The following is a 24,958-nucleotide window of genomic DNA, read 5'->3' on the forward strand; positions in this document are numbered from 1 at the left end:
TCAATGGATTTGACACAGGCAATCCTCCTCACCATCGCAACTGCTGCAACACCTTTGTTGATTGCAGCCATTGGTGAACTCGTTGTCGAACGCTCCGGCGTCTTGAACCTTGGCGTCGAAGGCATGATGCTGATGGGTGCTGTTTCGGGGTTTGCTGCCGCGCAGTTCACCGGTTCGGCGTGGCTCGGCATGATTGCCGCCATTCTGGTAGGCACGTTATTTTCGGGCATTTTCGCTTTTCTAACACTGTCGCTTGTGACCAATCAGGTAGCAACAGGTCTCGCGCTCACTATTCTGGGCATTGGTGCGTCAGCCATGTTGGGCGAAAGCTTCGTCGGTATGCCGGGCGTGCGTCTTGGTGCGATCAGTATCCCATATCTCAGCGATATTCCTTATGTCGGTCGCTTCCTCTTCGGGCAGGATCCGATTTTCTATATAGCCATATTGCTGGTGATTGGCGTGACATGGTTCCTGTTTCGCACGAGAGCAGGCCTGCAATTGCGCGCTATCGGTGACAATCACGGCTCAGCCCATGCGCTTGGTGTGCATGTGGTTCGCACGCGTTATCTCGCCGTGCTGTTTGGCGGTGCTTGTGCAGGGCTCGCGGGCGCGCAGCTGTCACTGGTTTATGTGCCTCAATGGGTGGAGAACATGTCGGCAGGGCGTGGCTGGATTGCACTTGCGCTCGTCGTTTTCGCCTCATGGCGTCCATGGCGTGTTCTGATCGGCGCCTATCTCTTCGGTGCCGTAACTATTGGCCAGCTTCATGCGCAGGCGCTTGGTTTCGGTCTTCCGTCGCAGTTCCTTTCGGCCTTGCCTTATATCGCGACCATTGTGGTTCTGGTCATCATCTCGCGCAACAGGCGTCTGACGATGATGAATACGCCTGCGTCGCTCGGCAAACCTTTTGTGCCGGACAGGTAAATATGAGTTCTGAACGGCAGACCGGCTCCCACGGCCTGCCGTTTTGTTTTGAGGGTGACAACAAGGAGTGCAGGGAACATGAAAAAGACGCTGTTGGCGATTGCCACTGCAGCCAGCTTTATGGTTGGCGGGGCAGCACATGCAGAAGACAAGCTGAAAATTGGCTTCATCTATATCGGACCTCCGGGAGATTTCGGCTGGACCTATCAGCACGATGTGGCCCGTAAGGAAATGATCGAAGCTCTTGGCGATAAGGTTGAAACGACCTTCCTCGAAAACGTACCGGAAGGTGCGGATGCCGAGCGTTCGATCGAGCGTCTTGCTCGTGCAGGCAACAAGCTGATCTTCACGACTTCTTTCGGTTATATGGACCCAACCATTAAGGTTGCTGCCAAGTTCCCGGATGTGAAGTTTGAACACGCAACCGGCTACAAGACCGCTGACAACGTATCTGCTTACAATGCGCGCTTCTACGAAGGCCGCTATGTGCAGGGCGTGATCGCTGCCAAAATGTCGACCAAGGGTGTTGCTGGCTATATCGCTTCGGTTCCAGTGCCGGAAGTGGTGCAGGGCATCAATGCATTCATGCTCGGTGCTCAGTCGGTCAATCCTGACTTCAAGGTCAAGGTCATCTGGGTCAATTCATGGTTCGATCCTGGCAAGGAAGCAGATGCTGCCAAGGCGCTGGTCGACCAGGGCGTGGATATCCTGACCCAGCACACCGATTCGACTGCTCCGATCCAGGTTGCGCATGAGCGTGGCATCAAAGCATTCGGTCAGGCTTCGGACATGATCAAGTTCGGCCCTGAAACCCAGCTCACCGCGATCGTGGATGATTGGGGTCCATATTATATCGACCGCGCCAAGGCCGCGCTTGACGGTTCTTGGAAGACGCAGAACATCTGGTGGGGAATGAAGGAAGGCCTCGTCAAGATGGCGCCTTACACCAACATGCCAGACGACGTTAAGAAACTGGCTGAAGAAACCGAAGCCAAGATCAAGTCGGGCGATTTCAAGCCATTTACCGGTCCTATCAAGAAGCAGGACGGTTCGGAGTGGCTCAAGGAAGGCGAGCAGGCAGACGACAAGACCTTGCTCGGTCTGAATTTCTACGTCGCAGGCGTTGACGACAAGCTGCCACAATAAGCAGTTTTAAGATCCAATAAGGAAGGGCGCTTGATGCGCCCTTTTTCTTTTACATCAAGTAACTAGTTGCATTCATTAAAGCGACAGTTTCATGCCTTCATGACTGTCAAAAAAACCGAGCGATTGATAAAAACGCAGGGCATCGGCGCGAGATTTATCGGTCGTCAACTGCACAAGTCCGCAACCACGTTCGCGGCATTTATCGATTGCCCACGCAATCATTTTTCGGCCTACGCCACCACCGCGTATATAGCTTGCAATCCGCACGCTCTCGATCTGCCCGCGCCACATGCCCTTGCGCGAAAGGCCGGGAATGAAGCTGAGCTGTAAGCAGCCGATAACTTGTTCATCTTGTTCAACCACAGCAAGCAGCTGGTTTGGATCGCTTTCTATGGCGTGGAAGGCATCGATGTAACATGCGTTCAATGGGCGGCTTGCATCTTCGCGTTTTGCTCCAAGTGCATCGTCTGCAAGCAAGGCAACAATCGCCGACAGATCAGCCTGTTTGGCTTTACGGATGGATATTGCTGTATTGGTCATTGGCAGCGTCCATGGACTTCAATTTGTAGGGATAAGCCTATTCGCTCACGAGCTGTCCTAAAACCCCTTCCTAAACAAAAAGCCGGAGCATAGCCCCGGCTTAAGGTCGTTCATTCAGGCGACTTTATTCAGCAGCGTCGGCAGGTGCTGCATTGAGCATACCGTAGCGTTCTTCGCCAATCTTGGCGAGCAGATCGAGCTGCGTTTCGAGGAAGTCGATGTGACCTTCTTCGTCAGCAAGCAGTTCGTCAAAAAGCTGCTTGGAAACGTAATCGCCGAGTTCGTCGCAAATTTCGCGCGACTTCTTGTAGGATGCACGTGCATCATATTCGCCAGCCAGATCGGCTTCCAGAACTTCCTTGACGTTCTCGCCGATGCGCAGCGGAGCAACCGTCTGAAGGTTCGGATGACCTTCGAGGAAGATGATGCGGTCGATCAGCTTGTCAGCATGCTGCATTTCTTCGATGGATTCTTCGCGTTCCTTCTTTGCAAGACGCGTGAAGCCCCAGTCGTTCAGCAAACGATAGTGCAGCCAGTATTGGTTGACGGCGCCGAGCTCGAGAAACAGTGCCTCGTTAAGCCGCTCGATGACCTTTGGTTCGCCTTTCATTCCAAGAACTCCCGAATTTTTCTCGTAGAGAACGTACACGATCCATGAACTGGATGACGTTTTCGTCCATATGGTTGCGACGAAGATGGTATTCTTCGGTAACCCTTATGATGGTTTCTACGACGTTTGGGAAGCAGCCACAGCAACGGCCGCTCTTGGACATGGCGTTATAAACGGTGCCAGGGACAATCAATCGCCAGCAATCTTCATCGAGAAGTTGTATGACGACGGCTTCGATATCTTTATCAGTAATAACATTGCAGCTGCAGACTAGCATGAGTAGTAAACTCCGGCATCTGCAATGCGATGTGAAAGTATATTATTCACAATACGGTTGGAATAAACCCGTTCGTTGCCTGTGAAGGCCTCAGAAATACAGCCATTAGCTGTTAAATTTATTTCTACGCGCGCTTGGCGCAACTCTGAACCGAACAATGGTTCCTCCAATTGCAGGGGTTAAAGGCCCGAACATCAAAGGTAAACTTCGATAAGTCTTTTTAAAACCCACCGAATTAAGTCAGGTTATGGCTTTTGTGGGGTGGTTCTGTCAAATTTTATGTTTTTGAAACGTTCTAAAAATCAATAAGTTAGAATAATTCTAAATATGAGTTAACAGCCCATCTTTAAACATTAATTAGCATTTTTACCTATTGAAAACGAGGCCATTTTGACCCCGTTTCAACTTTATGTGCCATTTCGCCGCACCGTGTGGAAAACACACTCAAAAGAGCGATCAGATGCCTTCAACGGCCTCGAATCCCTCAAATTGAGGTGGGCCGGCATAAAGTGGCTTCCGGTCGCCTGCATTGCGATGTGCGTTGCGGAACTGCTCTGATTTGGTCCAGAAGACAAAATCTTCGCGCGTTTTCCAGACAGTATGCGAAGAATAAAGCGTGTAGCCATCTTCCTCGTTGGTCGCGCCGCGAAGAAGGTTGAAGCTTACGAAGCCTGGAAGCTCGGCGAGCTGGGAATCGCGGTTCCTCCAGACGGTTTCGAACTCGGCTTCATTGCCGATGATAACCTTGAATCGATTCATTGCGATGAACATTGCTGATCCTTTTCTTTTCAAAGATGGACTGGCTACAAAAAATCTCCAGGACAATCGCACAGATGGTCTGTCGTGTCCTGCTGGTTTTCCGGCGAGTGCGGTGGTAGGGCCCGCACTCGCCGCGTCGTATCTTGGGATATGAAGGCCACCACAGCGGTCAGAGATGAGCGGACTTCATCGACACGACGGTTGGTTTCCGGGAGGTCGCAACCTCCCGAATGTGATTAGAATTTTTGCGTCAACGACAGTTTGAAGTAGCGACCAGCTTCCGAGTAGCGTTCGGTCACGTTTGACACGCTATTGACGTTCATTGCGTCATAATAGGTCTTGTCGAACACGTTATAAACGCCCGCCTGAAGGCGGGTTCCATTCAACTGCTTTGGCTCCCACCAACCTGTAAGATTAACAAGCCCGTAGCCTGGCAGGCGTCGCGTTTCGGTGCCTGCGCGCGTTGAAACAGTCTGGTTGATGTAGGCGGCGGCAACGACACTGGTATCTACGCCCCAGGTTTCGGTATTATAGCCCACGCCGAAAACGCCCTTGAACGGCTGTGAGGACGCCAATGGAATATTGTCATCAAGGTTCATAGCCTTCGAATAAGCCAAAGCGCCATGAACATTAAAGCCATTTACGAAGTTGTGATGCGCCTTGACTTCAATGCCAGCAATTCGTGCCTTGTCGAGATTGCGGTACTCTGTAAGTCCTTGCGGATATTCTACAGTGCGCGTCGTGACGGTATCAATAAAGTCGCTGTAACGGTTTACGAAAGCGGTAATCTTGCCGCCTGAATCCTGGTCACCGAAATTTGCACCAATATCGATACCATATCCTTTTTCTGGGTTGAGATCCGGATTGCCGATCGTGCCGTACCCAGCCGAGAGGTAAGTAACGTAAAGCTGGTCGATTTCTGGCGCCTTGTAGGTCGTTGACACCTGTGCAAACAGTTCAAGGCCAGGTGTGGCCTGCCAGGAGAAACGAATCTTTGGCGAAATGCGGCTATCCGAATTGTTTTCGTATCCACTGATCGAATCCGGTTCATATTTGAACCAATCGAAACGTAGGCCTGGAGTGATGGCAAACGGTGTATCACCGATTTCAATGCGATCTTCCGCGAAAATGCCAAAACGGTAGGAATCGACATCTGGGGTGTCAGCTTGATTGATGTGCAGGAACGGGCAGACGAAATTCTTGTCGACGAAAGTTGCCGTTCCGCGAATGCACGCGTCGTCACCTGTCATAGATTGCGTGTTCTTACCCACACTAAAATCGCCGCCGATTGTCAAAGAGTGCGACAAAATTCCGGTATCAAATCCAAGATTTGCATAACCATTCGCGCCGTAACGTTCGTCCTCGAGAGTATAGCTACGGCTATAAGGACCAACCACCGTTCCTTTGCGTACTGTATCTGTCTCGTATAAGCGCTTCATTTTTTGCCAATAAACCGTCGCCCAGGCGTTGTTAACAAGGCCATCGTTTTGGCTTTGGTAGCGATAATCCAACGACACACGGTCACGATCATTTTTGCGGTTTTGATTGTAGTTCTTGTTGTCGTATGTCGTTCCGACGTCCGAACTTAGATTGGTGTCTGAATCATAACGATTGCGCTCAGCAGTGATGCCGATTGTATGGCCGCCTTCTAGCTCCTGACGCAGCTTGAACATCAGGTTGCTGCGATCATAATCTTTGGGGTCGGACTCGGTGCGTGCCGCGCCATATCCGCCTACGTCCCCAGTCCCCTGGATTTCGTGGCCACGCTTATATGAACCCTGAAACAAAACTGAGGTGTTCTGAATTTTTTGAGCAACAGCGCCTGAACCGATGAACGATTTGTCGGAGCCATCATATGTGAGCTTCGCAATGCCGCCGAACGCCTTACCTGGAGCAAGCAAGTCTTCAGGCTCCAGGGTTTTGAGAGCTACGGCGCCACCCATTGCGCCTGAGCCAAGACGGCTTGCATCGGCACCGTAAAGCACGTCAAATGCGGATAGGGCGGAAATGTCATATGCATCGCTGCTGCCGCCGTTCACATCGGTACGGATGGCTGCGTCGAGATAAGGTATAGGAATGCCGTCGATTGTCGTGAGTACGCGGTCATCCTGAAGGCCGCGAATGTTCACGCTACCGGTCGTTGAGCTGACGGCAAGGCCAGGTTCCAGCGTATTGGACAGATCCCGGACGGAATCAATGTCCTTCTTGCGGATGTCGTCAGCCGTTGTGACGTTCGCCAAAGGTGTATCGGAAACCGAACCCTTGGTCCCGCGTGTGTTCTTAATTACAATAGGTTTCAGCTCAACGCCGTCACTGTCAGTCGCGACAGTTTGTTCCTGCGCGTAAGCAGTCGATGTCATCGCCAAAAATACGATTGCGAGACCTGTGCTCGTCAGAAATGACCGCTTCTGTTCCCCGTTTATTGCCCGCATTGGCTTGCACTCTCCTGAGGCCAAATAAAATCTCTTGCGCTCCAAAAAGCAGCAAAAAGATAATTGTTACAAATGGTTATGGTCTCCTCATCCCAAGAGGAGCATTTGTGCTGGCTGGAAGGAGCGACCTTCGGGCTTGCGCTGGATAAAACAAGAATTAAACTTGACTCGATTAATCCAGTAAGGCAGTGATTATAAAACATGACTTTCAATGTCAACTAAGGACTTGGTTGCCATTCGGTCAGTTCACAAGACGGCTCCATTACTGGTGCAGAGGCAAAAAAATGAATAGGCGAATCCATATCGACATGCAGGTGCGGTTGCCGCGTGAACGCGTCTCCAGCCGCATGCCCGAAATTCAATCCCGTCTTGAAACGGGTGGACAAGCTAAGTCGCACGTTTCTGAACAGTCCTACGAGCCGCAACTCAAAACTTATGGCAGCCGCGAACTCTTCAACGGCTCTCGTGAAGTGGCGATAGAGCACGGCGGCTCTCTCTATCGTTTGAAGATCACCCGTCAAGGCAAGCTCATCCTGAACAAATAGGCAAACAACTGATGACGACCCAGACCAAGCCCTCCCCAGAGCAGATACTCAAGGCACGGGCAGATAACCCGAAAATGCGTGAACGTGATTTTGCGCAGAGTCTCGGGATATCAGAGGCCGATTTTATTGCGGCTTATACCGGTGCCGATGCTGACAGCTCGATCTCCACTCGCCGCATTCGCGCAGATGTGGAAACCTTGCTCAAACACGCTCCTTCGCTTGGCGAAGTCATGGCACTGACACGCAATGAAAGTGCTGTGCACGAGAAGATCGGTCCTTTCGAAAAGACGATCTGGGGGCCGCACGCGTCGCTCACGCTTGGCAAGGAAATCGATCTCCGCATCTTCCCAAAGCACTGGGTGCATGGTTTTGCGGTTGCCAAGCTTGATGGCGAACACGTTCGCCGCAGCCTTCAGTTCTTTGATGCATCGGGCGAAGCCGTCCATAAAATTCATCTGCGCCCAGCTTCTAATCTGGAGGCCTATGAGCAGCTCGTCTCTCTGCTGTTGCTCGATGATCAGACGCCTTCGATCGAAACAAAGCCTGTTGCTGCCAAGACAGAGAAAGCGGATGTTTCGGCTATCGATACCGATGCGTTCCGTGAACGCTGGGGCGCACTCACCGATGTTCATCAGTTTATCGGTCTTCTGAAAGATTTCGGGGTTGACCGTCATCAGGCCGTGCATCTTGCTGGGCAGGATTTCGCATGGCGCGTTGACCTGTCTGCTGTCGAAGCGATGATGAACCATGTCGTTCAGGAGCAGATCCCAATCATGTGCTTCGTTGGAAGCCGTGGCTGTATCCAGATTCACACCGGCAAGATTGCAGAAATCAAGACAATGGGTCCATGGCTCAATGTGCTTGATCCGACTTTCCATCTGCACCTTCGCGCCGATCGTATCGCCAATGCCTGGGTTGTTCGTAAGCCAACCAAGGACGGTCATGTCACTTCGCTTGAGGCTTATGATGCCAATGGTGAGATGATTATCCAATTCTTCGGCGAGCGTCACGAGGGCGAAGCGGAGCTGGCTGACTGGCGCATGATCGCGGAAAATCTGCCGCGCTTGCCGCAGTCGAACGCTGCTTAACGAACACGCAGCTAACACCTAGTTTTGATGTGTATTCCGGATGTTTTCGCCCTTCGGAATACACTCTATGCCCACATTTATATGCACGTCATCATTGGATTGCGAGAAAACTCGTTTCCCGGGCGTGCTTTAGGGAAGCGGAACATGTCAATCATTTCATCTAGCATCGGTCGTTGCGCGGCGCTGGCGGTTATTGTCGCTTCGGTTGCTTTTGGCGGAGTTGCGAAAGCCGCTACGGTCGAGAAAATCACCGAGACTTCGCGTCTTGTATCCATTGGCGGAGCTGTCACCGAAATCGTCTATGCACTTGGTGCGGGCGATAAGCTCGTCGCCCGTGATCAAACCAGCACCTATCCCGAAGAAGCCGCGAAGCTCGTTGATGTCGGTTATATGCGCCGTCTTTCGCCAGAAGGTGTACTTTCGGTCAATCCAACTGGTATTTTGATGCTTGAGGGTAGTGGCCCACCAGAGGCGATTGAAGTTCTTAAAAAGGCTTCTGTTCCGATGGTTGTCATTCCCGAAGAGCATACCGGCGAAAGCGTGATTGCCAAGATTGAGGCGGTCGGCAAGGCGCTTAGTCTGGAAGATAAAGCCAAAGCGCTCGCAGCTGATGTATCGCGGGACCTGGAAGCCGCGCAGAAAATTTCAGCAAACCAGAATCCGCGCAAGCGCGTGCTGTTCATCATGTCGGCTCAGGAAGGCCGTATTTTGGCCTCCGGCACTGGCACAGGTGCCAATGGTATCATCACGCTTGCGGGTGGAGTGAACGCAATCGACTCTTATCAGGGTTATAAGCAGCTCACCGATGAAGCCGTTGAGAAGGCTGCCCCTGATCTGATACTCACCATGAATATTGGCAAGGACAGCGTTCAGAAAGAGGACCTGCTGAAGAACCCAGCTCTTGCTAATTCGCCTGCCGGACGCAGCGGTAACATCGTGCAGATGGATTCACTCTATCTGCTCGGCTTTGGTCCACGTACAGGCGCTGCCAGTCGTGAATTGTCTGAAAAGCTCTATGGCAAGCAGGCTGCTAACTAAAACATATGCCTGTCGAGCGTCATTGCAGGCAGGCATATCGCGGAAACCCGCAATAAGGAAATATCGAAATGACCAGCCAAGATCGCGTGGCAAGACCCGGGGGCTTTGCGGCGCGTGATCAAGCCGACGACAGTCATGCTGGAGATCGGTCTGCACGCGCTCGCTTGGCTATTGCAATTCTTGCTGTTGCGCTTTGCATTACTGCACTGTTCAGCCTGACTGCGGGCGCTTCCGATGCCTCTGTTATCAGCGTTTTGCGCGAACTCGTCTTTGGAACACAAGAAAGTGCAGACGCATTCCGGCGTGATCATTTGATTATTATGGAAATTCGTTTGCCGCGCATCATCATGGGAATACTGGTTGGCGCTTCGCTTGCCGTGTCCGGTGCTGTTATGCAGGGCTTGTTCCGCAATCCACTTGCTGATCCTGGCCTTGTCGGCGTTTCCGCAGGTGCCAGCCTTGGCGCGGTTTCAATGATAGTCTTGGGTGGAACAGCTCTTTCTCCGCTTTATCTTTTGCTCGGTCTTTACGCCCTGCCACTTGCTGCATTTTTTGGTGGCCTGATAACCACGCTTATCCTTTATCGCGTGGCGACGCGTCGCGGGCGCACGTCTGTCGCAACGATGCTTCTGGCCGGGATCGCGCTTGGCGCTCTAACAGGTGCTGCCACTGGCGCTCTCGTCTATATTTCTGATGATCGACAGTTGCGTGATCTTACCTTCTGGGGGCTTGGCTCGCTCGCGGGTGCGACATGGGGCAAGATCGGCACGGCTGGCCCGATTATCATGGTCATACTTTTTGCGACACCGTTTCTTTCGCGGGGTCTCAATGCGCTCGCGTTGGGCGAGGCAGCAGCCGGCCATCTTGGTATTCCTGTGCAGCGAATTAAAAACGTTGCAATCGTTACTGTTGCTGCGGCGACTGGTGCTACGGTTGCAATATCCGGCGGTATCGGCTTTATCGGCATTGTCGTGCCGCATATGCTGCGCTTGAGCATTGGTCCGGATCACCGCTACTTGTTGCCTTCCGCAGCACTGCTCGGAGCAATCATGCTTTTGCTTGCAGATGCGGTAAGCCGCACCATTGTTGCACCTGCCGAATTGCCGATTGGCATCATTACGGCAGTGTGCGGAGCCCCATTTTTCCTCTGGATATTACTGCGCCAGCGCGGCGTTCTTGATCTGTGAGGCGCGGAATGATCGAAACCAAAAACCTAAGTGTATCTATCGGCAATAAGCTGATCATAGAGAATATAAATTTTGTTGCGCGTCCTGGCGAGGTGACAGCAATTGTTGGGCCTAACGGCTCGGGCAAGACGACGCTGCTGCGCGCGCTTTCTGGTGATATTTCTCATACGGGTTCTGCATATCTGGATGGCGAGGATTTTGCAGGGATAAAGCCTTGGCGCATGGCCGCGCGTCGGGCTGTGCTGCCCCAAGCCAGCGCTTTGTCTTTTCCATTTACTGTTCGCGAGATCGTCCATATCGGTTTGACGGGTGGTTTCAGCGGCGTAACTGGTGCAGAGCAGGAAAAGTTGCCCGATCTTGCTTTGCAGAAGGTTGATCTCGCAGGCTTCAGCGGCAGGCTTTATCAGGAGCTTTCGGGTGGTGAACAGCAACGAGTGCAGCTTGCACGCGTCCTCTGTCAGGTCTGGAAGCCAGTCGTGGATGGAAGACCGCGTTATCTGTTCCTGGATGAGCCTATTTCGAGCCTCGATATAAAGCATCAGATCACAGTTATGGAAATAGCACGCGATTTCGCAGCGGCTGGCGGCGGCGTTATTGCTATCCTTCACGATCTCAATCTGACTGCGATGTTCGCTGACAGTATCGCTGTCATGCACAACGGCAAACTTGATACTATAGGCACGCCACAACATGCGCTGACTGATGATCGGTTGGAGCGGGTCTATGAATGTTCTCTCAGGGTCGGTGTGCCGCCAGCGCAAGGCGTGCCATTCGTGTTGCCACAATCGGCCTATGCCTCGGCAATCTAAAATGTTTGACACAAACAAAAAGGCTGAGAACCTGCCCGGTTCTCAGCCTTTTTCTATTCAACCAACCTGCAATTCAGCTGGCAACGCGTTCCACTTCGAGATCTTCATCAAGTCCGAGAAGCACGCGAACATTCGGACGCGCCTTAACCAGATCCGAGATGCTGTATTTCATCAATACGCCGAAGAACGCATTGAGTGCTTCACGCAGGGCTGAGTTGAGACCACAGCTATCGACAAGTGGACATTCTGTTGCCTCGTTTTCGAAGCATTCTGCCATGGCGAAGTTTTCTTCGGTCACGCGCACGACATCGAAAAGCGAGATATCCTTAGCGGCGCGTCCGAGACGCACACCGCCGTTACGGCCGCGAACAGTCTCAACCAGTCCGTTTTCCACAAGCGGCTGCAAAATCTTGAAGAGGAAAAGCTCCGAAACGCCATAAGCGCGGGCAATTTCCGGAACGCGGCTCAGTTTGCCGTCATTGGCGGCACAATACATAAGCATGCGAATGGCATAATTCGTCTGACGAGTAAGACGCATTGATTATTCCTTTCAGCACATCCTCAAGCCTTCCTGATGGGCCTACCCACGGAAAACTCTGCTGTTGGTTACGTCACAACCCCATCAGGCACCTCCGGAGCCCAGAGATTTCAGGGATATGTGCCAAGCGAGTGCATTCACTTCGAATCCACTTTAGAACTATTCTTAAAATATATGAAGTGTTTTCTCACCTTTAAAGGGCAAAAAATCACATCATTTCATCACGTCATCGCGATTAGATAATAAGGTCAACACTTGCCTTACTGGCAAACATCAATCCATTCGGCCGAAACAAGCTCGGCCATTTTCTGGGGAGCGATCCGCACTGCACTGTTTGTAGCCCCGGCCGCCGGAACAACTTCGTCGAAATCCTTGAGCGACAAATCGCAGTAAACGGGTAGGGCACTGGGCAATCCAAACGGGCAAACACCGCCGACCGGGTGACTTGTTTCATTCAAGACGCTTTCTGCATCCAACATGCGCGGCTTGCTTCCGAACTGATCCTTGAACTTGCGATTATCGATACGCGCATCTCCCCGCGTTACAATAAGTATGGTCTGATTTTTCGCTGCAAATGACAGTGTCTTTGCGATCTGTCCCGGTTCCACACCATGTGCCTCGGCGGCTAGGGCGACTGTCGCCGTACTGGTTGGCAGTTCAATCACCGCGATTTCGGGTGCCTTGTCTGCGAAAAACGCCTTGACCGATTCCAGGCTCATACGTTCCCTTTTCTTTATGACTGTTATGCTCAAGTTTATGCTTCATCAATATGAAGAGCAAGACTATCAGTCATTTAATCGAGGATGACATCAAGTGGCAGATTGACGCTGCTGTTTGATAACGATAAAGAGACGTTCACATCTGCTTCGTGCAGATGCGGAGGGGTGGCCGAGCGGTTTAAGGCACCGGTCTTGAAAACCGGCGTGCGAGAGATCGTACCGTGGGTTCGAATCCCACCCCCTCCGCCATTACCATTGATTTCATTGAATTTTTCGACGGTTTTCATCGGTTGCCATAACCGCGAAAGAATAGATTTTTCTTGGTGAATTATTTCTCTCGGTTTCACCGCAAAATATTGAACAGTTCATTCCCCTTTTTGCAGAACTCCATAACGTTCCCGTTCGCGGTGACGCCTTTCGCTAACGCATCGCCTTGGATTTGTGATTTTTTCATAGAGATTATCGCGACGTCCAAGCCTTTTTCTTCTGCAATGGCGTTATAGGTTTTCATATATCCTTTGCTGTGTTCTCTTACGTAGCCTGGCTTATCGAAACAAAGTACAGCATATGAGTTGTGAAGCTTCATCCGTTCTTCGGCAGAACTTAATTGCAACTCCGAATGAGCAATGCCGGTAGTGGCGAATACAAAAAATGCGGTAAATATTCTTTTCAACAATTCACTCCCCCCTTTAGATTAAATAACAACCGCCTCAGAAGACTGACATTTGCCGTGATTCGTGTCTCGAGCGATTATTCAAATTTGCTTATAGCGGCATCTGATTGAGTTTTGTTATCGTCGTGGTTAGTCAACAAGCGGTTGGTCGCCGCCGATTCATCTTGTTCGGTTGTAATGTGCAAAAAGTGCACATTACTGGTCCGGCTGGTAAGGCCGGGTTTGTGGCGATCCCGGTAGGGTTCGAACCTACGACAACCGGCTTAGAAGGCCGGTGCTTTATCCAGCTGAGCTACGGGACCGAAACTTTTAGCGTCGGCGCGGATCGGTATAGATAACGACAGCTATTGCAGCCCACGAGCCTACAATGCCACAGACGCAGCCGATGATGAATGATGCCAAGGCCATCACTGTTGCTCACTCATGGCTGACAGGGCATCCTCAGCACGACCACAGGCCAGTTCTAGCGCTTTCGTGTTAAAGCCGTTCTGAATGCCGTCACGGACTAGCAGTGTTAAGGTGAAAAGCTCGGCTTGAGTGTTATCCACCTTGTTGGCCACGTCTTTGACAAGCACTTCATGTATTGAAAGAAGCGACCTGATAGCCCCGCGTTCACCGTCTTCGTTGGTCGCTATGAGATGATCTATTATGGCCTCGTATTGCTCCGTCATGCTCCGGCCCCCCCACACCTCAACGCGATTAGCTCGGTTTCAAGCTGGTCATGCGCGTTGTCTAGAGCGTCGACTTTATCGGCAAGGATACGAATTAGATAAGGATAGGCGCGCTCACACAATTCGCGGTCACCCATGTCCAGATAGACCAGAGTATCGGCCAGGGCTTTTAACTCTGACACGTTATTGCTTATGTCGTAGAAGGTCGTTTGATTGTTGGTCATGCAGGCCTCCCCACCACGACAGGCCAAGCTGCCCGCAGAATGTTAGCAATTTCACGGTGTTTATCGTGAAGTGCCACGGTGCCAAGGTTTTGAGGCAGATCTTCAGTCAACATGTCCATAACGCGGATGGCGGCATCTAAACGGCCGAATGCGTCGTCGAGCTCGAAGAACGCCTCTCTGGCAACTTCTAGCGGGTCATTAGACGTAGCTTTGCCGTTTACCGGCGCGGTTGTGCGTGGCATGTTGGTCTCCTCGGTGATTTTAGGGTGTGAAGGCGGCGCGCTCTGCTTAAGCCGCAGTCAGATAATTCTGGCCATGAACCGTAACGACCATATCGAGTTCGCTAGCAACGTCTTCGGCTTGCATGATCAGCTTGAATGCGGTGTGCTTAGAAACTTCGTGGTAGACTTCACCGTCACACCGTCAATCTTCACGTCAAACGCGTACACCTTGCAGTTTCGGTCGAAGCGCTTCGAAATGTTGATCTTCGTGATGTCGGTCGGCATAGTGCAGCGGCTTTCGGTTGTGTCTTTCTCGTCTATAAAAATAACCGGCAGGGTTATTTTTATTGCTCTAAAAGCCGTAAAAGCCTATGCTTGGTTTATGATTACATCAGATCAAATCCGCGCTGCGAGAGCGTTTCTCAACTGGAAGCAGACCGACTTAGCGGCGGCTGCGAACATCTCAGAGATGAGCGTGAAAAACGTAGAAAAGGGTCAAACCGACACCCGTGTTAGTACCCTAAAAGCAATAGAACAGGCCTTTACGGCCGCTGGGATGGAATTTATTAATGAATCTTATCGCACTGGAATAGTATTATTTCATAACAAAGAGTAATATATTAAGGTGAGGGGTGGTGTGAAGTCCTCGTATAATTAAGATTGGATAATTATAATATTAACGATGATTTCAATTGAATAAATTTACTGAAATTCTTAAAAAGGTCTCTATAGATGGAATTAGCAATATTATGAAACCAAATAAATAGGCGAAAATACACAGAAGTCGTTGTGTTGGCAAAGATAAGTCATCGACCATGTAACTTAGATGGTATACATCGCTCTGAAATTTAAAAGATCCTTCTTTTAGGGGGATTGTGATTCGCCACATAATTCTCGGCGCCGAAACGATATCTTTGGCCATGTTGTCTACACTTATGTAACCGTTCGGCATAACATAATGAGTAGATACGGTGCCAAGTCTATACACCCCGTCGTCTTCGATGTCGTCCGTTCTAGGTGCAACAAAATCATGAGCTTCAGGCTCATTCTGCTCCCATTCATGATCGCCATAAATACGCATCAGAAGTGAGTAAGTTAATTGGCCAAGCTCATCACTGTATGCTAATCCATCTCGAAAGGTTTTTGAACGCCACTCAAGGACGTCTGCATCTCGGGCGTATGCTTCTGCAATTGTCTCAAACGAAGAAATGCAAAGAGTTGGCGAATTTAGACCGAGACGAGACCTGTTATAATCGTCTGAAAAAGGGAACTTTGCGATTTTTTCCGGGCAATAAAGAGAATATAGGATTGACCCTACACCTAAGAAAAATAATCCAAAATATATGTAGTATAGTTTAGCAAGCGCATATGAACTGATGCCACTGGTGCCATTAGCAATGCCTACAGCATCCAGAAAAACAGTTGAAAAATCGAGAACATCGATAACGTTTTGGTTAAATATCAGTAGCCCACCTACGAACGGCGCCACGATTGTCAAGCGAACAATGTATGAATTACCAACCCTGGTTAATGTTGACCACTTCGCTCTCGTTGACATCCCCTTCAAGAGATTTTTAAGAAAGAATACCAACTCTCGCCCCCGGGCTTATTTCCTTGAACTGACTTCTAGACGAGTGTCGTGCTATTGGGAAGGTCCACATACAGTCGGCCGTAGCCATTACATCTAGAAGCCGATTTACACAGGAGTAGAGCTTTACACTGGAAATATTGAAAGGTCTTTCTGGGGTAACTTGCCCGATTTCCGATCCCGATCTACATTGCCCTCAAATCAGAGGGCATCATGAAACGTCTCATTCTCATCTCGGCATTACTGACAGCAACCAGCGCATGGGCTGATGATAAGGCCAGCACCGATAAGCTATGTGCAGGCTGGGGCGGGTTGGCTGCCAAGATTATGGAGCTTCGTCAGGACGAGGCGCCAATGAGTCGAGTGATGGAAATTGCTGCCGGAAGTGCTGATGATACGAGAGAGCGCAATGTCGTCATGGCTGCATATAACGAACCTGCGTATGGGTCTGATGGCGCCAAGCAAGAGGCGGTCGACGCGTTCCGCAATAAAATCGAGCTCGAATGCTATAAGTCTGTCAAATAGCGGCCCACGAAAATGTCTTTTACTCGCCGAATCTGTATTCGATGGCTTGCACGGATAACTCTTAAGCGCCCAATCAAGGGGGGAAGAATATACCTATCTCCTCCAGAAAGTCTGAAGAATAATTGCTATTCTTTAAAACTGATTGAGCCAGATAACTCATCTGAATACGTGATTGAAGGCAGGAAGCAGCAAGCACTTGAAGGTCTTCGTTTTGATGAAGAGAGATTTGATCGTGGGGGAATTCAAGATCAAATTCAGAACTCTCAACTAGCGCGATTTAAAGTTTATTTCGTTCATTATTATAAGGGGTTTAGATTTAAATACGATCACGCGTTTAAAGCTCTATTTCATCATTATACTAGATTCTATTTATTTTACGTTGTTATCGATAATCTTAAGCAGCGCAAATACAATAAAATGAAACTTGCAAACATTGATAGATATAAAGTTTTGCAAATGATCTTAAATAACAATATTGACGACATTAGATCGTATCAAAATTCCTTTACTCTAATTGAGCAAATTTACACATCAAGGTGGGTTCACCACCCAGACAATAAAAAGCTTATGAACTATTACAGTTTAGTATTCGACTCTCTGCACAAAAGCGGTGATCTCGAGAAGGATGGAATGCAAAACTACCGTATAACTGGTCAAGGGCTGAGTACCCTCTCAAAATATGAAACAGATTTTCGTCGTCATCGCGACAATGTAATCCAGCAAATAATCTTGGCTGTACTGACGTTCGCTCTTGTCTTGATCGGAGCAGGTGATCTGATCGTAAATCTAACAAAATAAAGGGCAGCTGAAGCTGCCCCATGTTGCTTAGGGCTTTTTAAACGCCTTACGGAATGCGGCGCGCACATCATCTTTCGCTTGCATGGCCGCCGCTGACCTCGCCCGTGCTTTCACTTCGCCCCACGTTCCAAAGGTCGTTTCGCAATCCGGATTTTTGCAAAAGACAAGGGATTCGTCGTTTTCCTTGTCTTCAATATTTACTCCCTTGGTGCCACATTTGCCGCAAGAGAGAGAAGCTGTGTATTCGACTGTGGTCATGTAATTGAACCTTTCTGATAGATTTTGATTATTTACCGCCTCGATACCGCCACTTAGAATGATGGCCGACGCGGACACCAACGGCAAGCATCGCGGGTGTTGCGTGCTGGGTTTTTAACGGGAAAATTGCAGAGCGCCCCGAACGCCGACGCTCGCGTTGTCATATCTCGTAATCGAACAAAACAAGAACATAACTTCTGTGGAAGTCCATGCCTTTAGCTTGGCTGGGAAGGGCGCACAAATATGTTTTGTGAGATATTGATTTCACTAGCGGCTCGCGGGGTCGCCCTGGAAAGTGACATATCCCGCGAACCAAATGCTAGTTGGAGCTGTACCCGCAGGCGGGAAATGGTTGGCGCCATTTCCCGTTGGGGCACGCTGTCATTGTGCACCGACCAATTTAAACTGACAAGATAAACCGTGTCGGACGTGTATGATGACTGTGGATGAAGTTTCTTGTCTTTAAATTACTGTGTGCTGGGGGCAGCGTGTTAAAGAAATTTTCTACAAATCGTGAATACTCGGGCATCGTTCTGATTATAGCTTTTATTATTTATGCGCTTCTGTTCGGGTTAGTTCTAGGTTCTATATGGGGATTGAAACCTAGTAATGACGTTCAAGTTCCGCACGGTGCAATTGATTACTGAGTGTATCGTTACCAAACTCTGATAGGCAGTTTGTTTGTGTTGGTGCCCGTAGCGTTTGCTATTGAGCAATTAAAAGAAACACGACGACAACACGAACAGAGTGCAAGATTACCATTTCTCTCGGAATTATCTGCTATGAACCATGCGCAAGCTATTGCCTTACGTTATGTAGAGTCGGGATGGGCCACAAAGATTTTGCAATCATACATGGGAAAGCAACCGGAACCCACACAAGCTGAAATAGATGCACTGGCTTTAGCTCTTGATCCGACATCTGCTTACGCTCTCAGATTGTTGGGTGACGCGATAGCAGGAAAGACCATTCCGAAGCCTACGGGTGGCACATTTGTTAATATAGCTCAAAGTCTAGCCGCATCATTTGGACCATTGGAAACTCCAGAAGATGCAAATAAGAGATTTGCCGCCGAAAAGCTCAAGAATGCAATAGACGCTCGACGTTCATTCTTAAGACTATTCATAACCGGTATATGAACGGCCCGAAGGCCGCTCCTCCTAAAGCGTTGCTGCGCCTGGAAAGAAATTGTGAAAAGCCATATTGCCTCCTGAAATTAGAAAAGGCACCCCGAAGGGTGCCGAATGGTTAGCGCACTAACCCCCGCCTCGATGCCTGCTTGCTATCCCGCGCGAAGCGCATTGGACCTGATTTATCGTATTGGCGTAGTCCCTGATTAACGGCATCACTGACAATGGCGCGGATGGTCTCGTCACCATTGGCGGCAATGCTAATGTTAATTTGAGGCTGGACGCGAACTTCCTTCGGCTGTTGTGCAGCTTGCAGCACAGGCATGGAAGGCACTCTAAAGGATTGAAACCCCGGCGCTCCACCCACGTCATAGCCACGAACGCCACGACGCATCGCTTCCACAGTGGCAATACCGCCAGCCTTGCGCACATCGTTTTGCGACCAAACAACTTCGCCCTTGTGAACAACACCGGCTGGCTGTTTAACGCCTCCCGGGCCTGTGTATCCGCCGTCATTGAAGCCACGTAGACCAGACCAAGGATCGAGATTTACTCCGCCACCGCCACCAAACATGCTCAGGATGCCGCCAAGGATACCGCCGCCGCCTGCATTGTTGACTTTGAAAATAGCGTCGAGAACATCATTCAAAAGACGATCCGCAACATTGCTAAGAGCGTTAGCGAGCGATTCAGCAGCGTTTTCGCCATTTAGCATACCTTGGATGATTGAGCCGGTTGCCTCACGTGCCGTGTCGTTGATCTCTGTCAGCCGTTGCTGGCTGCTCGAAGCTATTGAAAGCAGAATTGAAGGCTATAAAGCTAAACTTGATGACATTAAAGAGCGGCTGGATTCCGGGGATTTTCATTCGGTCAGCGATGATCGAATGGTTCCGCCTGGGGTTGAGTTTAGGGATTACAAAAGATTTATTTCATCCACCCGTTTTAAGCTTGATGTTGCGTTCAGATCATTAAAGACAATCTCGTTTTTGTTGGTTGACGTTGGCCCGCCACTTGTATTCGCAGTTTTCGCAATAAAGAAAACAAAAGCTCTTAGTCATATTTCGGCGCTTTTATCGTTGAGTTGATTATGAATGTCTACAACCCCGCTTTGGCGGGGTTTTTTGTTTGTGCGGTGGGGCAAGCGATTTGAAAAACATAATCAAATCATACGGCCCGTTCCTGTCCTACTTTTCCGCAAGCGATTGAATTGCCTCGCTTTGTGTAGAACCTCCGGGACCCCGCCCCTTACAACTCATTCGTCTGGTTATGTGCCGGTGTAGCCGCGACAATTGATTGGTTTGATCTGCCAGAATGAAACTGACAAATAAATAGGACAATCAAATCATATCAGCTGCGTCGTGCTAATTTTCTCTGTGCGACTGAGATATAGTTTCGCAAAATAGGTCAGGTCATAATTTATGGTAAATCCTAAACGGACGTCTGTGAGATGCTTTCAAAAACACTAACGATTTCTTGAGGACAGAACTCCGTGTACTCGACAAGGACCTCATCGACTATAGCTTTGCTCAATTTTCCACGGCCTCCTGCTGCCCATTTGTTCAGAAATGGGAAATTTTCGCACAACCTTCTCTCTAATTCATGGTCGTCGATGGATAGATATTCTTTGGAAACTTGAGCAGTCATTCCACCAGCATACTTAACTGTAATCAACTCTGTTGGTATCAAGCAAAATAACGAACGCTGTATTGAATCAACTAGGCGTTGGATGTTTGAAGAACTTAGCTGTGCGACGGCTACGAATTTACTGATATCCAGTATATCACTGGGAGCCTTCGTGTATTTCATCAGTAACAAGCAAATTAGAAGCGGATCGAGAAGAACATTTTCAACTCCGTCTCTAATTCCTTCTGCTATGACTTTCACTCTGTCAGTCGATACGGTTTCTCCGTCCCAGTCAACGATGCCAAAAACGCTGCGATTTCCTGAGGAAGTCATATCATTTACTAGTTTTCGGACAATTGTGCACCCGCTGTTCGTCTCGACGCCATGTTTATTTCTGATACCAGTCGAAATAAAATTCAATTCCATAGGGCAGTTAATGTGAGACTTGATTATGCTGTACAATCGTTCATAGATCTCAGCGTCAGTATCGCTTTCTGCAAAAACCTGGCGTCTACTCTGATAATCTATTGAAAGGGTAGGCACACCGAAGGTTAGCTTATTCAAGGCTTCCTGCTTGCTAATTTTAACTAGCCCTTCATTTGCTCCACGCATTTCATACAAAGCGTTCTCTGGCGTAAGTGCAACGGTTGTTGGAGAATGCGTCGTTACTATGCAATGCATCTCTTGTTCTTCAACAAAAATGTTCTCTATCACTTTCAACCATCGGTGGGTCATTTCAGGATGCAACGACGAGTCCATCTCGTCTAGAAGCAGAACCTTAGGTCGCGTGATGGTCATAAATGTTTCATCAAACTGGAAAGACGAAATAGCAAACTGAGCAAGCATTCTTTCGCCTGATGATAGATCCGCGAATGAAATATCCGTGCCGTCATCCTTACGGCGAAATGTGATTGGGCTCTGCTTGAAATCGGCGAGGTATGGACTGGTCAACTCATAAGGAAGAGAAAATGCTCTCAGGTTTTGATTAATTAGGTCCCACGGCGCCTGTCCAAATCGCTCCAGAAATTCTTCCTGTCCTATACCTGTCGTCGTCGCATTAATTTCGTCCGCCTTCAACAGCATCCAATTTCGAAGCTGCACATCTCGGTATTTGTGGAACACATCAGCAAGATTGATGGAAAACAGATCATCATCGCCCCAGTGTTGATATAATTCGGTTTGCTGTTGATTTAGTGTTAATATAGAGAGACCGACACGGTCACAAAGCTTCTGAGCGCCTGCAAGTGGATCAGGGGCAGAGGGAGCGCGCCACTGAGTTGGGGGAATAGTAGGTTTCTGTAGCAAGCTGGACTCGGCTTCATTGAATACCGCTTCGATTTCGCCGATTAGTTCCCCTATCTGATAATGTTTTGCGAGGTTGGAGGGGGCTGTTTCCCAAACCGAAACTCCGTTGATGAGCTCTGGAACTGGCTGGCCAACTATCCCCTCCAACTGGCTTAGAAATGGCTCCAATCGCGCACGTCGCGCTTCGACGAACGGTTGAAAATGTATCACTTCGCTATTTTGAGATTGCCTGTTGTTAGTCGGCACCGAAAAACTGGAATGCAAAGCAGTTGAATGCAAATAGCGAACATGCGGGATAGTATGTTGGTGTGATTGGCGGGGTTCAGTCGCAATACTATTGCGAACGGATCCGTTGCTAATAGCCTGCAATAATTGGGTCTTGCCGCTGCCGTTTATTCCAATAACTACGCAAAAAGGTGGTACTACTACCTTGGGAAATGCCTTGATAGCCTTGTACGATCTATAAAATTCGAGTTCCATTTTCCCGCCCCCATATGTGCCCACAGAACCGATTGATTTATGCCAACTGTCTGAATGTCAATTGGAAGTTTGGGCTATGAGATTTATTTCGACCGATTAGTAACGCGTGCCCTAGGTCGGGCGCAATTGTGCCTGCATAGTTAAAATGATCAAATTTGCCGATTTTTTTTGGCAGGGCCTGTGGATTTGTGATCGTTTTGTTGAGGATCTAGATCAAATCGAGTAGTAAGGTGGAACTAATGGAGCATCGTAAGGGTCGCATATAGAGTTACTAATTGTGATACAATGATTTGCGAGCATACCCCTATCTAATTGAATTAAATGACCTACGGAATAGTGCGGTTGCACGCCGACTGCACCCAACCCAACCAAGTTATTTCTAATCTCCACAATTTTATAAGCCGTTGATGGTCGCCGAAATAGTCGGATACAGAAGCGGATACGAAAATGCATTGCCAAAAAATAAGAGAATATTTATCAATTGTTTATAAGAATAATTCTTAGGACACCCCCTCCGCCATTTTCTTTTTCAAGCGCATAAAAAGATTAACGTGACGAGAAGTCGTTAAACTCATCGTCTCGAACGAGCTTCTTCTGTTGGCTGCCGGTAGCGTGACGCCCGGTTTGGTAATTATTGCCAAACGTAGTGTAAAACTTCACTGGCATCCGATTCTTCGGCTTTGCCACGTCCCACCTAGGCGCTCCCTGGCGATGAACCGCTTTTAGAATAGGAAATGATCAGTTTTCCTCTCGGACGCAATCGGCGATCCTCTTTCGCGGACGAACGCCTCAACTTAAACCATCTGATGGTGGTGAAGTGCTGGATAATTTCCACGGCCACTGTAAGGCTCCTCCCCAAAAAATCGGATAGATTTTGAATGGAGCCGGCAATACCGCGATCTTTGATCGATGCCTTGCCCAATTGCCAAGCACGCTTGGGGCCGCTCGTATACCCAATTTAAAATTGGTCACTGCCGCTTATTGGTGAGGCTGGTGTCTAGTTGCTCTATCGTGCCGCCAGTTGCAATTCTCATTGTAGTCATGCCCAACTATCCCCATCTATAAGTTGGGCCTTCTGTTCGCAGTAGGTGCCGCTGCATCGCGTTTTCAGGCATCACCCCCGCCGCGCGATGCGGTCGGGTGTGGAGCCCAACCACGATTAAACCGCATCCACCGTTTCTTCCATCCACCGATTTCTCGCTTCAAAGGTCATGCCTTCGGAACGCATGCATATTTTCCATTGCCTGAGCACCACATGCACAGACCAGTCCCGCAGGCTGACAAGCATTGTGACATAGTCTGATACTGACAGTTTGGCTGCTTTGCGTCTGCTGGCTTTGCTGGTGTTCTCATAGGGATGATAGTTTTAGCCGGATGAACAGCTGGAAATGTGGCAGTGCTCTCAAATGTGATGTTTGAACCTGTAGAGGCCGTAGCTGCGTGTATTAACGACAGACAAATAGCAATGAGCAGTGACTGGGCATTCATGATGATCTCCTAGATATTTCTGAGGAGCCTCCCGTCCTTACACCATACGCCTGTTGTGGTATGAACACACACCCAAGTCTGTGGCGGGGTAACCGCACATATGCCAGCCTTAAACTCGTTCTACAAATTCTCTGACAGATTTATTCGACCGATAAAGCTTCGACGTGCATACAGACGCGCGGGAGAATCGGCATGATGCAACCGACGGGAAACAAGGTTTAAACAGCTTCCCGCACGGCGATTACCCAGTGAGCAAATATTTTGTGTTGAATGTTAAAGTGAGCGTGAATTAGACTTTAAGCTGGGAGCTTGAGTTTTCTTTCTTCTGCGCCGATCTGACTCCGCCACGAAGCGGGATTTAACGATGTCACGCGGCGAAACTCGCGATTGAAATTCGATTTCGTTTGAAAGCCCGACTCCAACATAATCATCGTTACTGACATCTCGGTTTCCCGTAGAAGTCGACAGGCCTCGGCAATACGAAAATCATTGATATATTGCGAGACATTCTTGCCTGTTAGCCGGTTGATACTGCCCGATATTTGTCGCGCGGGTAAACCGACCTTTCGCGCCAACCGAACAAGTGTCAGGTTTTCATCCAGGTAGAGCTTGTTCTGGGTGAGCATGTTTTCGACGCGAGCCAAAGTATCTCGGTCCTGCTCAATCTCATTCTTATCGATGATGCGTTCATTGCAACTGAAAATATTTGGCTTGGATCGACTTGCAACCAATGCGGTTATTCCTACGAACAAAAGTCCGAGCACATTGGCGTTACTCACAATTAGCGCCGAATTTCTGCCGTTTGCCCATCCGAAATCCATCAGAATTGCAAAGTCGAATAAAGCGGAAATGCATAGTGAGACAGCCGCAATTATCAACGCTCGATGAGCGGAAATCGCACTGTCAAATCGTGCTTCATCCAGAGCATCAGGCCCGGCCCATGCAAGAGTAAGCAGGGCAATAGAGAAACCAACGAAGAGAATGATCAAGGCGACATCTAAAAATATAGGTGCAATGAGCAATATGAATATTGTTGTTACCGGGAAAACTGCAACTTTCCAGAGATTTCGATCGCTCAAACATTTGCTATCATTGTGAACGAGGCTTCGAAAGCTAACGTAAATGAGCGGAGGCAGACAGCTTGCAACAACCGGCATGAGATAGCGGACTTCCTCGACGCCGTACCCCCAGCGCACGCCAACCGCGGCTGATTGCACCGCACACAAAGCGACCAATAGCTGAAACGGATTTCCTGCAGTCGCTCTGCCCTGGTAGCGCCACATGGTAACCAGAAGAATAAACTGCAGTAGAGCAACGACAAAGGGCAATGGTACGAAGAGCAAAAGCGTTCTCGCTATCAAA

The 24,958-nt window shown here is 49.3% G+C and carries 28 protein-coding genes and 2 tRNA genes; 13 read left to right on the forward strand and 17 right to left on the reverse strand.

Features of this window, described 5'->3' with window-relative positions; all coding sequences use genetic code 11:
• Positions 1–3: 3 nt before the first annotated feature.
• Together KMS41_14025 and KMS41_14030 are read left to right on the forward strand one after the other, a co-directional pair.
• On the forward strand, positions 4–924 hold the full coding sequence (locus KMS41_14025; protein ID QWK80025.1) for an ABC transporter permease: 921 nt from the start codon (positions 4–6) through the stop codon (positions 922–924).
• Between the two features lie 78 nt (positions 925–1,002).
• Positions 1,003–2,070, forward strand: coding sequence for a BMP family ABC transporter substrate-binding protein (locus KMS41_14030; protein ID QWK80026.1), 1,068 nt, complete (start codon positions 1,003–1,005; stop codon positions 2,068–2,070).
• Positions 2,071–2,145: 75 nt separating this feature from the next.
• Here the strand turns inward: KMS41_14030 and KMS41_14035 are convergent, their stop codons facing one another.
• The 5 genes from KMS41_14035 to KMS41_14055 form a co-directional block, all read right to left on the reverse strand.
• A complete protein-coding gene (locus KMS41_14035; GenBank protein QWK80027.1) occupies positions 2,146–2,610 on the reverse strand; it encodes a GNAT family N-acetyltransferase in 465 nt (154 codons plus the stop codon).
• 124 nt (positions 2,611–2,734) lie between these two features.
• Positions 2,735–3,220: a bacterioferritin gene (gene bfr, locus KMS41_14040; GenBank protein QWK80028.1), complete on the reverse strand. Its 486-nt coding sequence runs from the start codon at positions 3,218–3,220 to the stop codon at positions 2,735–2,737.
• Positions 3,186–3,497 (reverse strand): (2Fe-2S)-binding protein, encoded by a 312-nt coding sequence (locus KMS41_14045; GenBank protein ID QWK80029.1) that lies wholly within the window; start codon positions 3,495–3,497, stop codon positions 3,186–3,188. The genes bfr and KMS41_14045 overlap by 35 nt, the downstream gene beginning before the upstream one ends.
• A gap of 456 nt (positions 3,498–3,953) precedes the next feature.
• Entirely contained in the window at positions 3,954–4,268 is a 315-nt protein-coding gene (locus KMS41_14050; protein ID QWK80030.1) for an antibiotic biosynthesis monooxygenase, read from the reverse strand.
• A 224-nt stretch (positions 4,269–4,492) separates the two neighbouring features.
• On the reverse strand, positions 4,493–6,688 hold the full coding sequence (locus KMS41_14055) for a TonB-dependent hemoglobin/transferrin/lactoferrin family receptor (GenBank protein ID QWK80031.1): 2,196 nt from the start codon (positions 6,686–6,688) through the stop codon (positions 4,493–4,495).
• Between the two features lie 284 nt (positions 6,689–6,972).
• Here KMS41_14055 and KMS41_14060 point away from each other — a divergent pair, with 284 nt between their 5' ends.
• The 5 genes from KMS41_14060 (at position 6,973) to KMS41_14080 (ending at position 11,355) form a co-directional block, all read left to right on the forward strand.
• The gene (locus KMS41_14060) at positions 6,973–7,233 is read left to right on the forward strand and encodes a hemin uptake protein HemP (GenBank protein QWK80032.1); all 261 of its coding nucleotides are present in this window, start codon (positions 6,973–6,975) and stop codon (positions 7,231–7,233) included.
• An 11-nt stretch (positions 7,234–7,244) separates the two neighbouring features.
• Positions 7,245–8,321: a hemin-degrading factor gene (locus KMS41_14065; protein QWK80033.1), complete on the forward strand. Its 1,077-nt coding sequence runs from the start codon at positions 7,245–7,247 to the stop codon at positions 8,319–8,321.
• Between the two features lie 144 nt (positions 8,322–8,465).
• Complete coding sequence (locus tag KMS41_14070; GenBank protein QWK80034.1) at positions 8,466–9,359, forward strand: ABC transporter substrate-binding protein; 894 nt, start codon at positions 8,466–8,468, stop codon at positions 9,357–9,359.
• A 68-nt stretch (positions 9,360–9,427) separates the two neighbouring features.
• The gene (locus tag KMS41_14075) at positions 9,428–10,546 is read left to right on the forward strand and encodes an iron ABC transporter permease (protein ID QWK80035.1); all 1,119 of its coding nucleotides are present in this window, start codon (positions 9,428–9,430) and stop codon (positions 10,544–10,546) included.
• An 8-nt stretch (positions 10,547–10,554) separates the two neighbouring features.
• Positions 10,555–11,355, forward strand: coding sequence for a heme ABC transporter ATP-binding protein (locus KMS41_14080; GenBank protein ID QWK80036.1), 801 nt, complete (start codon positions 10,555–10,557; stop codon positions 11,353–11,355).
• Positions 11,356–11,428: 73 nt separating this feature from the next.
• Here KMS41_14080 and rirA read toward each other — a convergent pair whose 3' ends face one another.
• Complete coding sequence (rirA, locus tag KMS41_14085; GenBank protein ID QWK80037.1) at positions 11,429–11,893, reverse strand: iron-responsive transcriptional regulator RirA; 465 nt, start codon at positions 11,891–11,893, stop codon at positions 11,429–11,431.
• 260 nt (positions 11,894–12,153) lie between these two features.
• A complete protein-coding gene (locus tag KMS41_14090; GenBank protein QWK80038.1) occupies positions 12,154–12,612 on the reverse strand; it encodes a YbaK/EbsC family protein in 459 nt (152 codons plus the stop codon).
• Between the two features lie 159 nt (positions 12,613–12,771).
• Between KMS41_14090 and KMS41_14095 the strand changes: the two genes are divergently transcribed.
• A tRNA-Ser gene (locus KMS41_14095) sits at positions 12,772–12,861 on the forward strand.
• A gap of 94 nt (positions 12,862–12,955) precedes the next feature.
• Here the strand turns inward: KMS41_14095 and KMS41_14100 are convergent.
• The 5 genes from KMS41_14100 to KMS41_14120 form a co-directional block, all read right to left on the reverse strand.
• Entirely contained in the window at positions 12,956–13,285 is a 330-nt protein-coding gene (locus KMS41_14100) for a hypothetical protein (protein QWK80039.1), read from the reverse strand.
• A 225-nt stretch (positions 13,286–13,510) separates the two neighbouring features.
• Positions 13,511–13,587: transfer RNA gene (locus tag KMS41_14105), tRNA-Arg, on the reverse strand.
• A 105-nt stretch (positions 13,588–13,692) separates the two neighbouring features.
• Positions 13,693–13,956: a hypothetical protein gene (locus KMS41_14110; GenBank protein ID QWK80040.1), complete on the reverse strand. Its 264-nt coding sequence runs from the start codon at positions 13,954–13,956 to the stop codon at positions 13,693–13,695.
• On the reverse strand, positions 13,953–14,180 hold the full coding sequence (locus KMS41_14115) for a hypothetical protein (GenBank protein QWK80041.1): 228 nt from the start codon (positions 14,178–14,180) through the stop codon (positions 13,953–13,955). Before KMS41_14115 ends, KMS41_14110 begins: the two co-directional genes overlap by 4 nt.
• Positions 14,177–14,422 carry a hypothetical protein gene (locus KMS41_14120; protein QWK80042.1) on the reverse strand — a complete coding sequence of 82 codons (246 nt, stop codon included), beginning with the start codon at positions 14,420–14,422 and terminating at the stop codon, positions 14,177–14,179. The genes KMS41_14115 and KMS41_14120 overlap by 4 nt, the downstream gene beginning before the upstream one ends.
• 250 nt (positions 14,423–14,672) lie before the next feature.
• Between KMS41_14120 and KMS41_14125 the strand changes: the two genes are divergently transcribed.
• A complete protein-coding gene (locus tag KMS41_14125; GenBank protein ID QWK80256.1) occupies positions 14,673–15,017 on the forward strand; it encodes a helix-turn-helix transcriptional regulator in 345 nt (114 codons plus the stop codon).
• Positions 15,018–15,089: 72 nt separating this feature from the next.
• On the opposite strand, the gene KMS41_14130 is transcribed toward KMS41_14125, so the two are convergent.
• Complete coding sequence (locus tag KMS41_14130) at positions 15,090–15,992, reverse strand: hypothetical protein (protein ID QWK80043.1); 903 nt, start codon at positions 15,990–15,992, stop codon at positions 15,090–15,092.
• A 210-nt stretch (positions 15,993–16,202) separates the two neighbouring features.
• On the opposite strand from KMS41_14130, the gene KMS41_14135 reads away from it, so the two are divergent.
• The gene (locus KMS41_14135; GenBank protein ID QWK80044.1) at positions 16,203–16,514 is read left to right on the forward strand and encodes a hypothetical protein; all 312 of its coding nucleotides are present in this window, start codon (positions 16,203–16,205) and stop codon (positions 16,512–16,514) included.
• Positions 16,515–16,526: 12 nt separating this feature from the next.
• Positions 16,527–17,312, forward strand: a complete 786-nt coding sequence (locus KMS41_14140; protein ID QWK80045.1) for a hypothetical protein — start codon at positions 16,527–16,529, stop codon at positions 17,310–17,312.
• A 27-nt stretch (positions 17,313–17,339) separates the two neighbouring features.
• Here KMS41_14140 and KMS41_14145 read toward each other — a convergent pair whose 3' ends face one another.
• Positions 17,340–17,570 (reverse strand): hypothetical protein, encoded by a 231-nt coding sequence (locus tag KMS41_14145; protein ID QWK80046.1) that lies wholly within the window; start codon positions 17,568–17,570, stop codon positions 17,340–17,342.
• 647 nt (positions 17,571–18,217) lie between these two features.
• Here KMS41_14145 and KMS41_14150 point away from each other — a divergent pair.
• Positions 18,218–18,709, forward strand: coding sequence for a hypothetical protein (locus tag KMS41_14150; GenBank protein ID QWK80047.1), 492 nt, complete (start codon positions 18,218–18,220; stop codon positions 18,707–18,709).
• Between the two features lie 109 nt (positions 18,710–18,818).
• Here the strand turns inward: KMS41_14150 and KMS41_14155 are convergent, their stop codons facing one another.
• Entirely contained in the window at positions 18,819–19,415 is a 597-nt protein-coding gene (locus KMS41_14155; protein ID QWK80048.1) for a hypothetical protein, read from the reverse strand.
• 7 nt (positions 19,416–19,422) lie between these two features.
• Here KMS41_14155 and KMS41_14160 point away from each other — a divergent pair, with 7 nt between their 5' ends.
• Positions 19,423–19,785 carry a hypothetical protein gene (locus tag KMS41_14160; GenBank protein QWK80049.1) on the forward strand — a complete coding sequence of 121 codons (363 nt, stop codon included), beginning with the start codon at positions 19,423–19,425 and terminating at the stop codon, positions 19,783–19,785.
• Positions 19,786–20,128: 343 nt separating this feature from the next.
• Here the strand turns inward: KMS41_14160 and KMS41_14165 are convergent, their stop codons facing one another.
• Positions 20,129–22,108: an AAA family ATPase gene (locus KMS41_14165; protein QWK80050.1), complete on the reverse strand. Its 1,980-nt coding sequence runs from the start codon at positions 22,106–22,108 to the stop codon at positions 20,129–20,131.
• Between the two features lie 1,784 nt (positions 22,109–23,892).
• A complete protein-coding gene (locus tag KMS41_14170; protein QWK80051.1) occupies positions 23,893–24,939 on the reverse strand; it encodes an AraC family transcriptional regulator in 1,047 nt (348 codons plus the stop codon).
• Positions 24,940–24,958: the final 19 nt, after the last annotated feature.

Source organism: Ochrobactrum sp. BTU1 (genome assembly GCA_018798825.1).
Lineage (GTDB): Bacteria > Pseudomonadota > Alphaproteobacteria > Rhizobiales > Rhizobiaceae > Brucella.

Excerpts from the sequence above, each read along its gene's own strand:
- KMS41_14065 (QWK80033.1), top strand. The coding sequence starts at position 7,245 with ATGACGACCCAGACCAAGCCCTCCCCAGAGCAGATACTCAAGGCACGG.
- KMS41_14155 (QWK80048.1), bottom strand. The coding sequence starts at position 19,415 with ATGCTAAATGGCGAAAACGCTGCTGAATCGCTCGCTAACGCTCTTAGC.
- KMS41_14135 (QWK80044.1), top strand. The coding sequence starts at position 16,203 with ATGAAACGTCTCATTCTCATCTCGGCATTACTGACAGCAACCAGCGCA.
- KMS41_14120 (QWK80042.1), bottom strand. The coding sequence starts at position 14,422 with ATGCCACGCACAACCGCGCCGGTAAACGGCAAAGCTACGTCTAATGAC.
- KMS41_14075 (QWK80035.1), top strand. The coding sequence starts at position 9,428 with ATGACCAGCCAAGATCGCGTGGCAAGACCCGGGGGCTTTGCGGCGCGT.
- bfr (QWK80028.1), bottom strand. The coding sequence starts at position 3,220 with ATGAAAGGCGAACCAAAGGTCATCGAGCGGCTTAACGAGGCACTGTTT.
- KMS41_14045 (QWK80029.1), bottom strand. The coding sequence starts at position 3,497 with ATGCTAGTCTGCAGCTGCAATGTTATTACTGATAAAGATATCGAAGCC.
- KMS41_14115 (QWK80041.1), bottom strand. The coding sequence starts at position 14,180 with ATGACCAACAATCAAACGACCTTCTACGACATAAGCAATAACGTGTCA.
- KMS41_14070 (QWK80034.1), top strand. The coding sequence starts at position 8,466 with ATGTCAATCATTTCATCTAGCATCGGTCGTTGCGCGGCGCTGGCGGTT.
- KMS41_14125 (QWK80256.1), top strand. The coding sequence starts at position 14,673 with ATGTCGGTCGGCATAGTGCAGCGGCTTTCGGTTGTGTCTTTCTCGTCT.
- KMS41_14110 (QWK80040.1), bottom strand. The coding sequence starts at position 13,956 with ATGACGGAGCAATACGAGGCCATAATAGATCATCTCATAGCGACCAAC.
- KMS41_14050 (QWK80030.1), bottom strand. The coding sequence starts at position 4,268 with ATGTTCATCGCAATGAATCGATTCAAGGTTATCATCGGCAATGAAGCC.
- KMS41_14060 (QWK80032.1), top strand. The coding sequence starts at position 6,973 with ATGAATAGGCGAATCCATATCGACATGCAGGTGCGGTTGCCGCGTGAA.
- KMS41_14165 (QWK80050.1), bottom strand. The coding sequence starts at position 22,108 with ATGGAACTCGAATTTTATAGATCGTACAAGGCTATCAAGGCATTTCCC.
- KMS41_14090 (QWK80038.1), bottom strand. The coding sequence starts at position 12,612 with ATGAGCCTGGAATCGGTCAAGGCGTTTTTCGCAGACAAGGCACCCGAA.
- KMS41_14145 (QWK80046.1), bottom strand. The coding sequence starts at position 17,570 with ATGACCACAGTCGAATACACAGCTTCTCTCTCTTGCGGCAAATGTGGC.
- KMS41_14035 (QWK80027.1), bottom strand. The coding sequence starts at position 2,610 with ATGACCAATACAGCAATATCCATCCGTAAAGCCAAACAGGCTGATCTG.
- KMS41_14025 (QWK80025.1), top strand. The coding sequence starts at position 4 with ATGGATTTGACACAGGCAATCCTCCTCACCATCGCAACTGCTGCAACA.
- KMS41_14030 (QWK80026.1), top strand. The coding sequence starts at position 1,003 with ATGAAAAAGACGCTGTTGGCGATTGCCACTGCAGCCAGCTTTATGGTT.
- rirA (QWK80037.1), bottom strand. The coding sequence starts at position 11,893 with ATGCGTCTTACTCGTCAGACGAATTATGCCATTCGCATGCTTATGTAT.
- KMS41_14080 (QWK80036.1), top strand. The coding sequence starts at position 10,555 with ATGATCGAAACCAAAAACCTAAGTGTATCTATCGGCAATAAGCTGATC.
- KMS41_14160 (QWK80049.1), top strand. The coding sequence starts at position 19,423 with ATGATTGAGCCGGTTGCCTCACGTGCCGTGTCGTTGATCTCTGTCAGC.
- KMS41_14140 (QWK80045.1), top strand. The coding sequence starts at position 16,527 with ATGTCTTTTACTCGCCGAATCTGTATTCGATGGCTTGCACGGATAACT.
- KMS41_14055 (QWK80031.1), bottom strand. The coding sequence starts at position 6,688 with ATGCGGGCAATAAACGGGGAACAGAAGCGGTCATTTCTGACGAGCACA.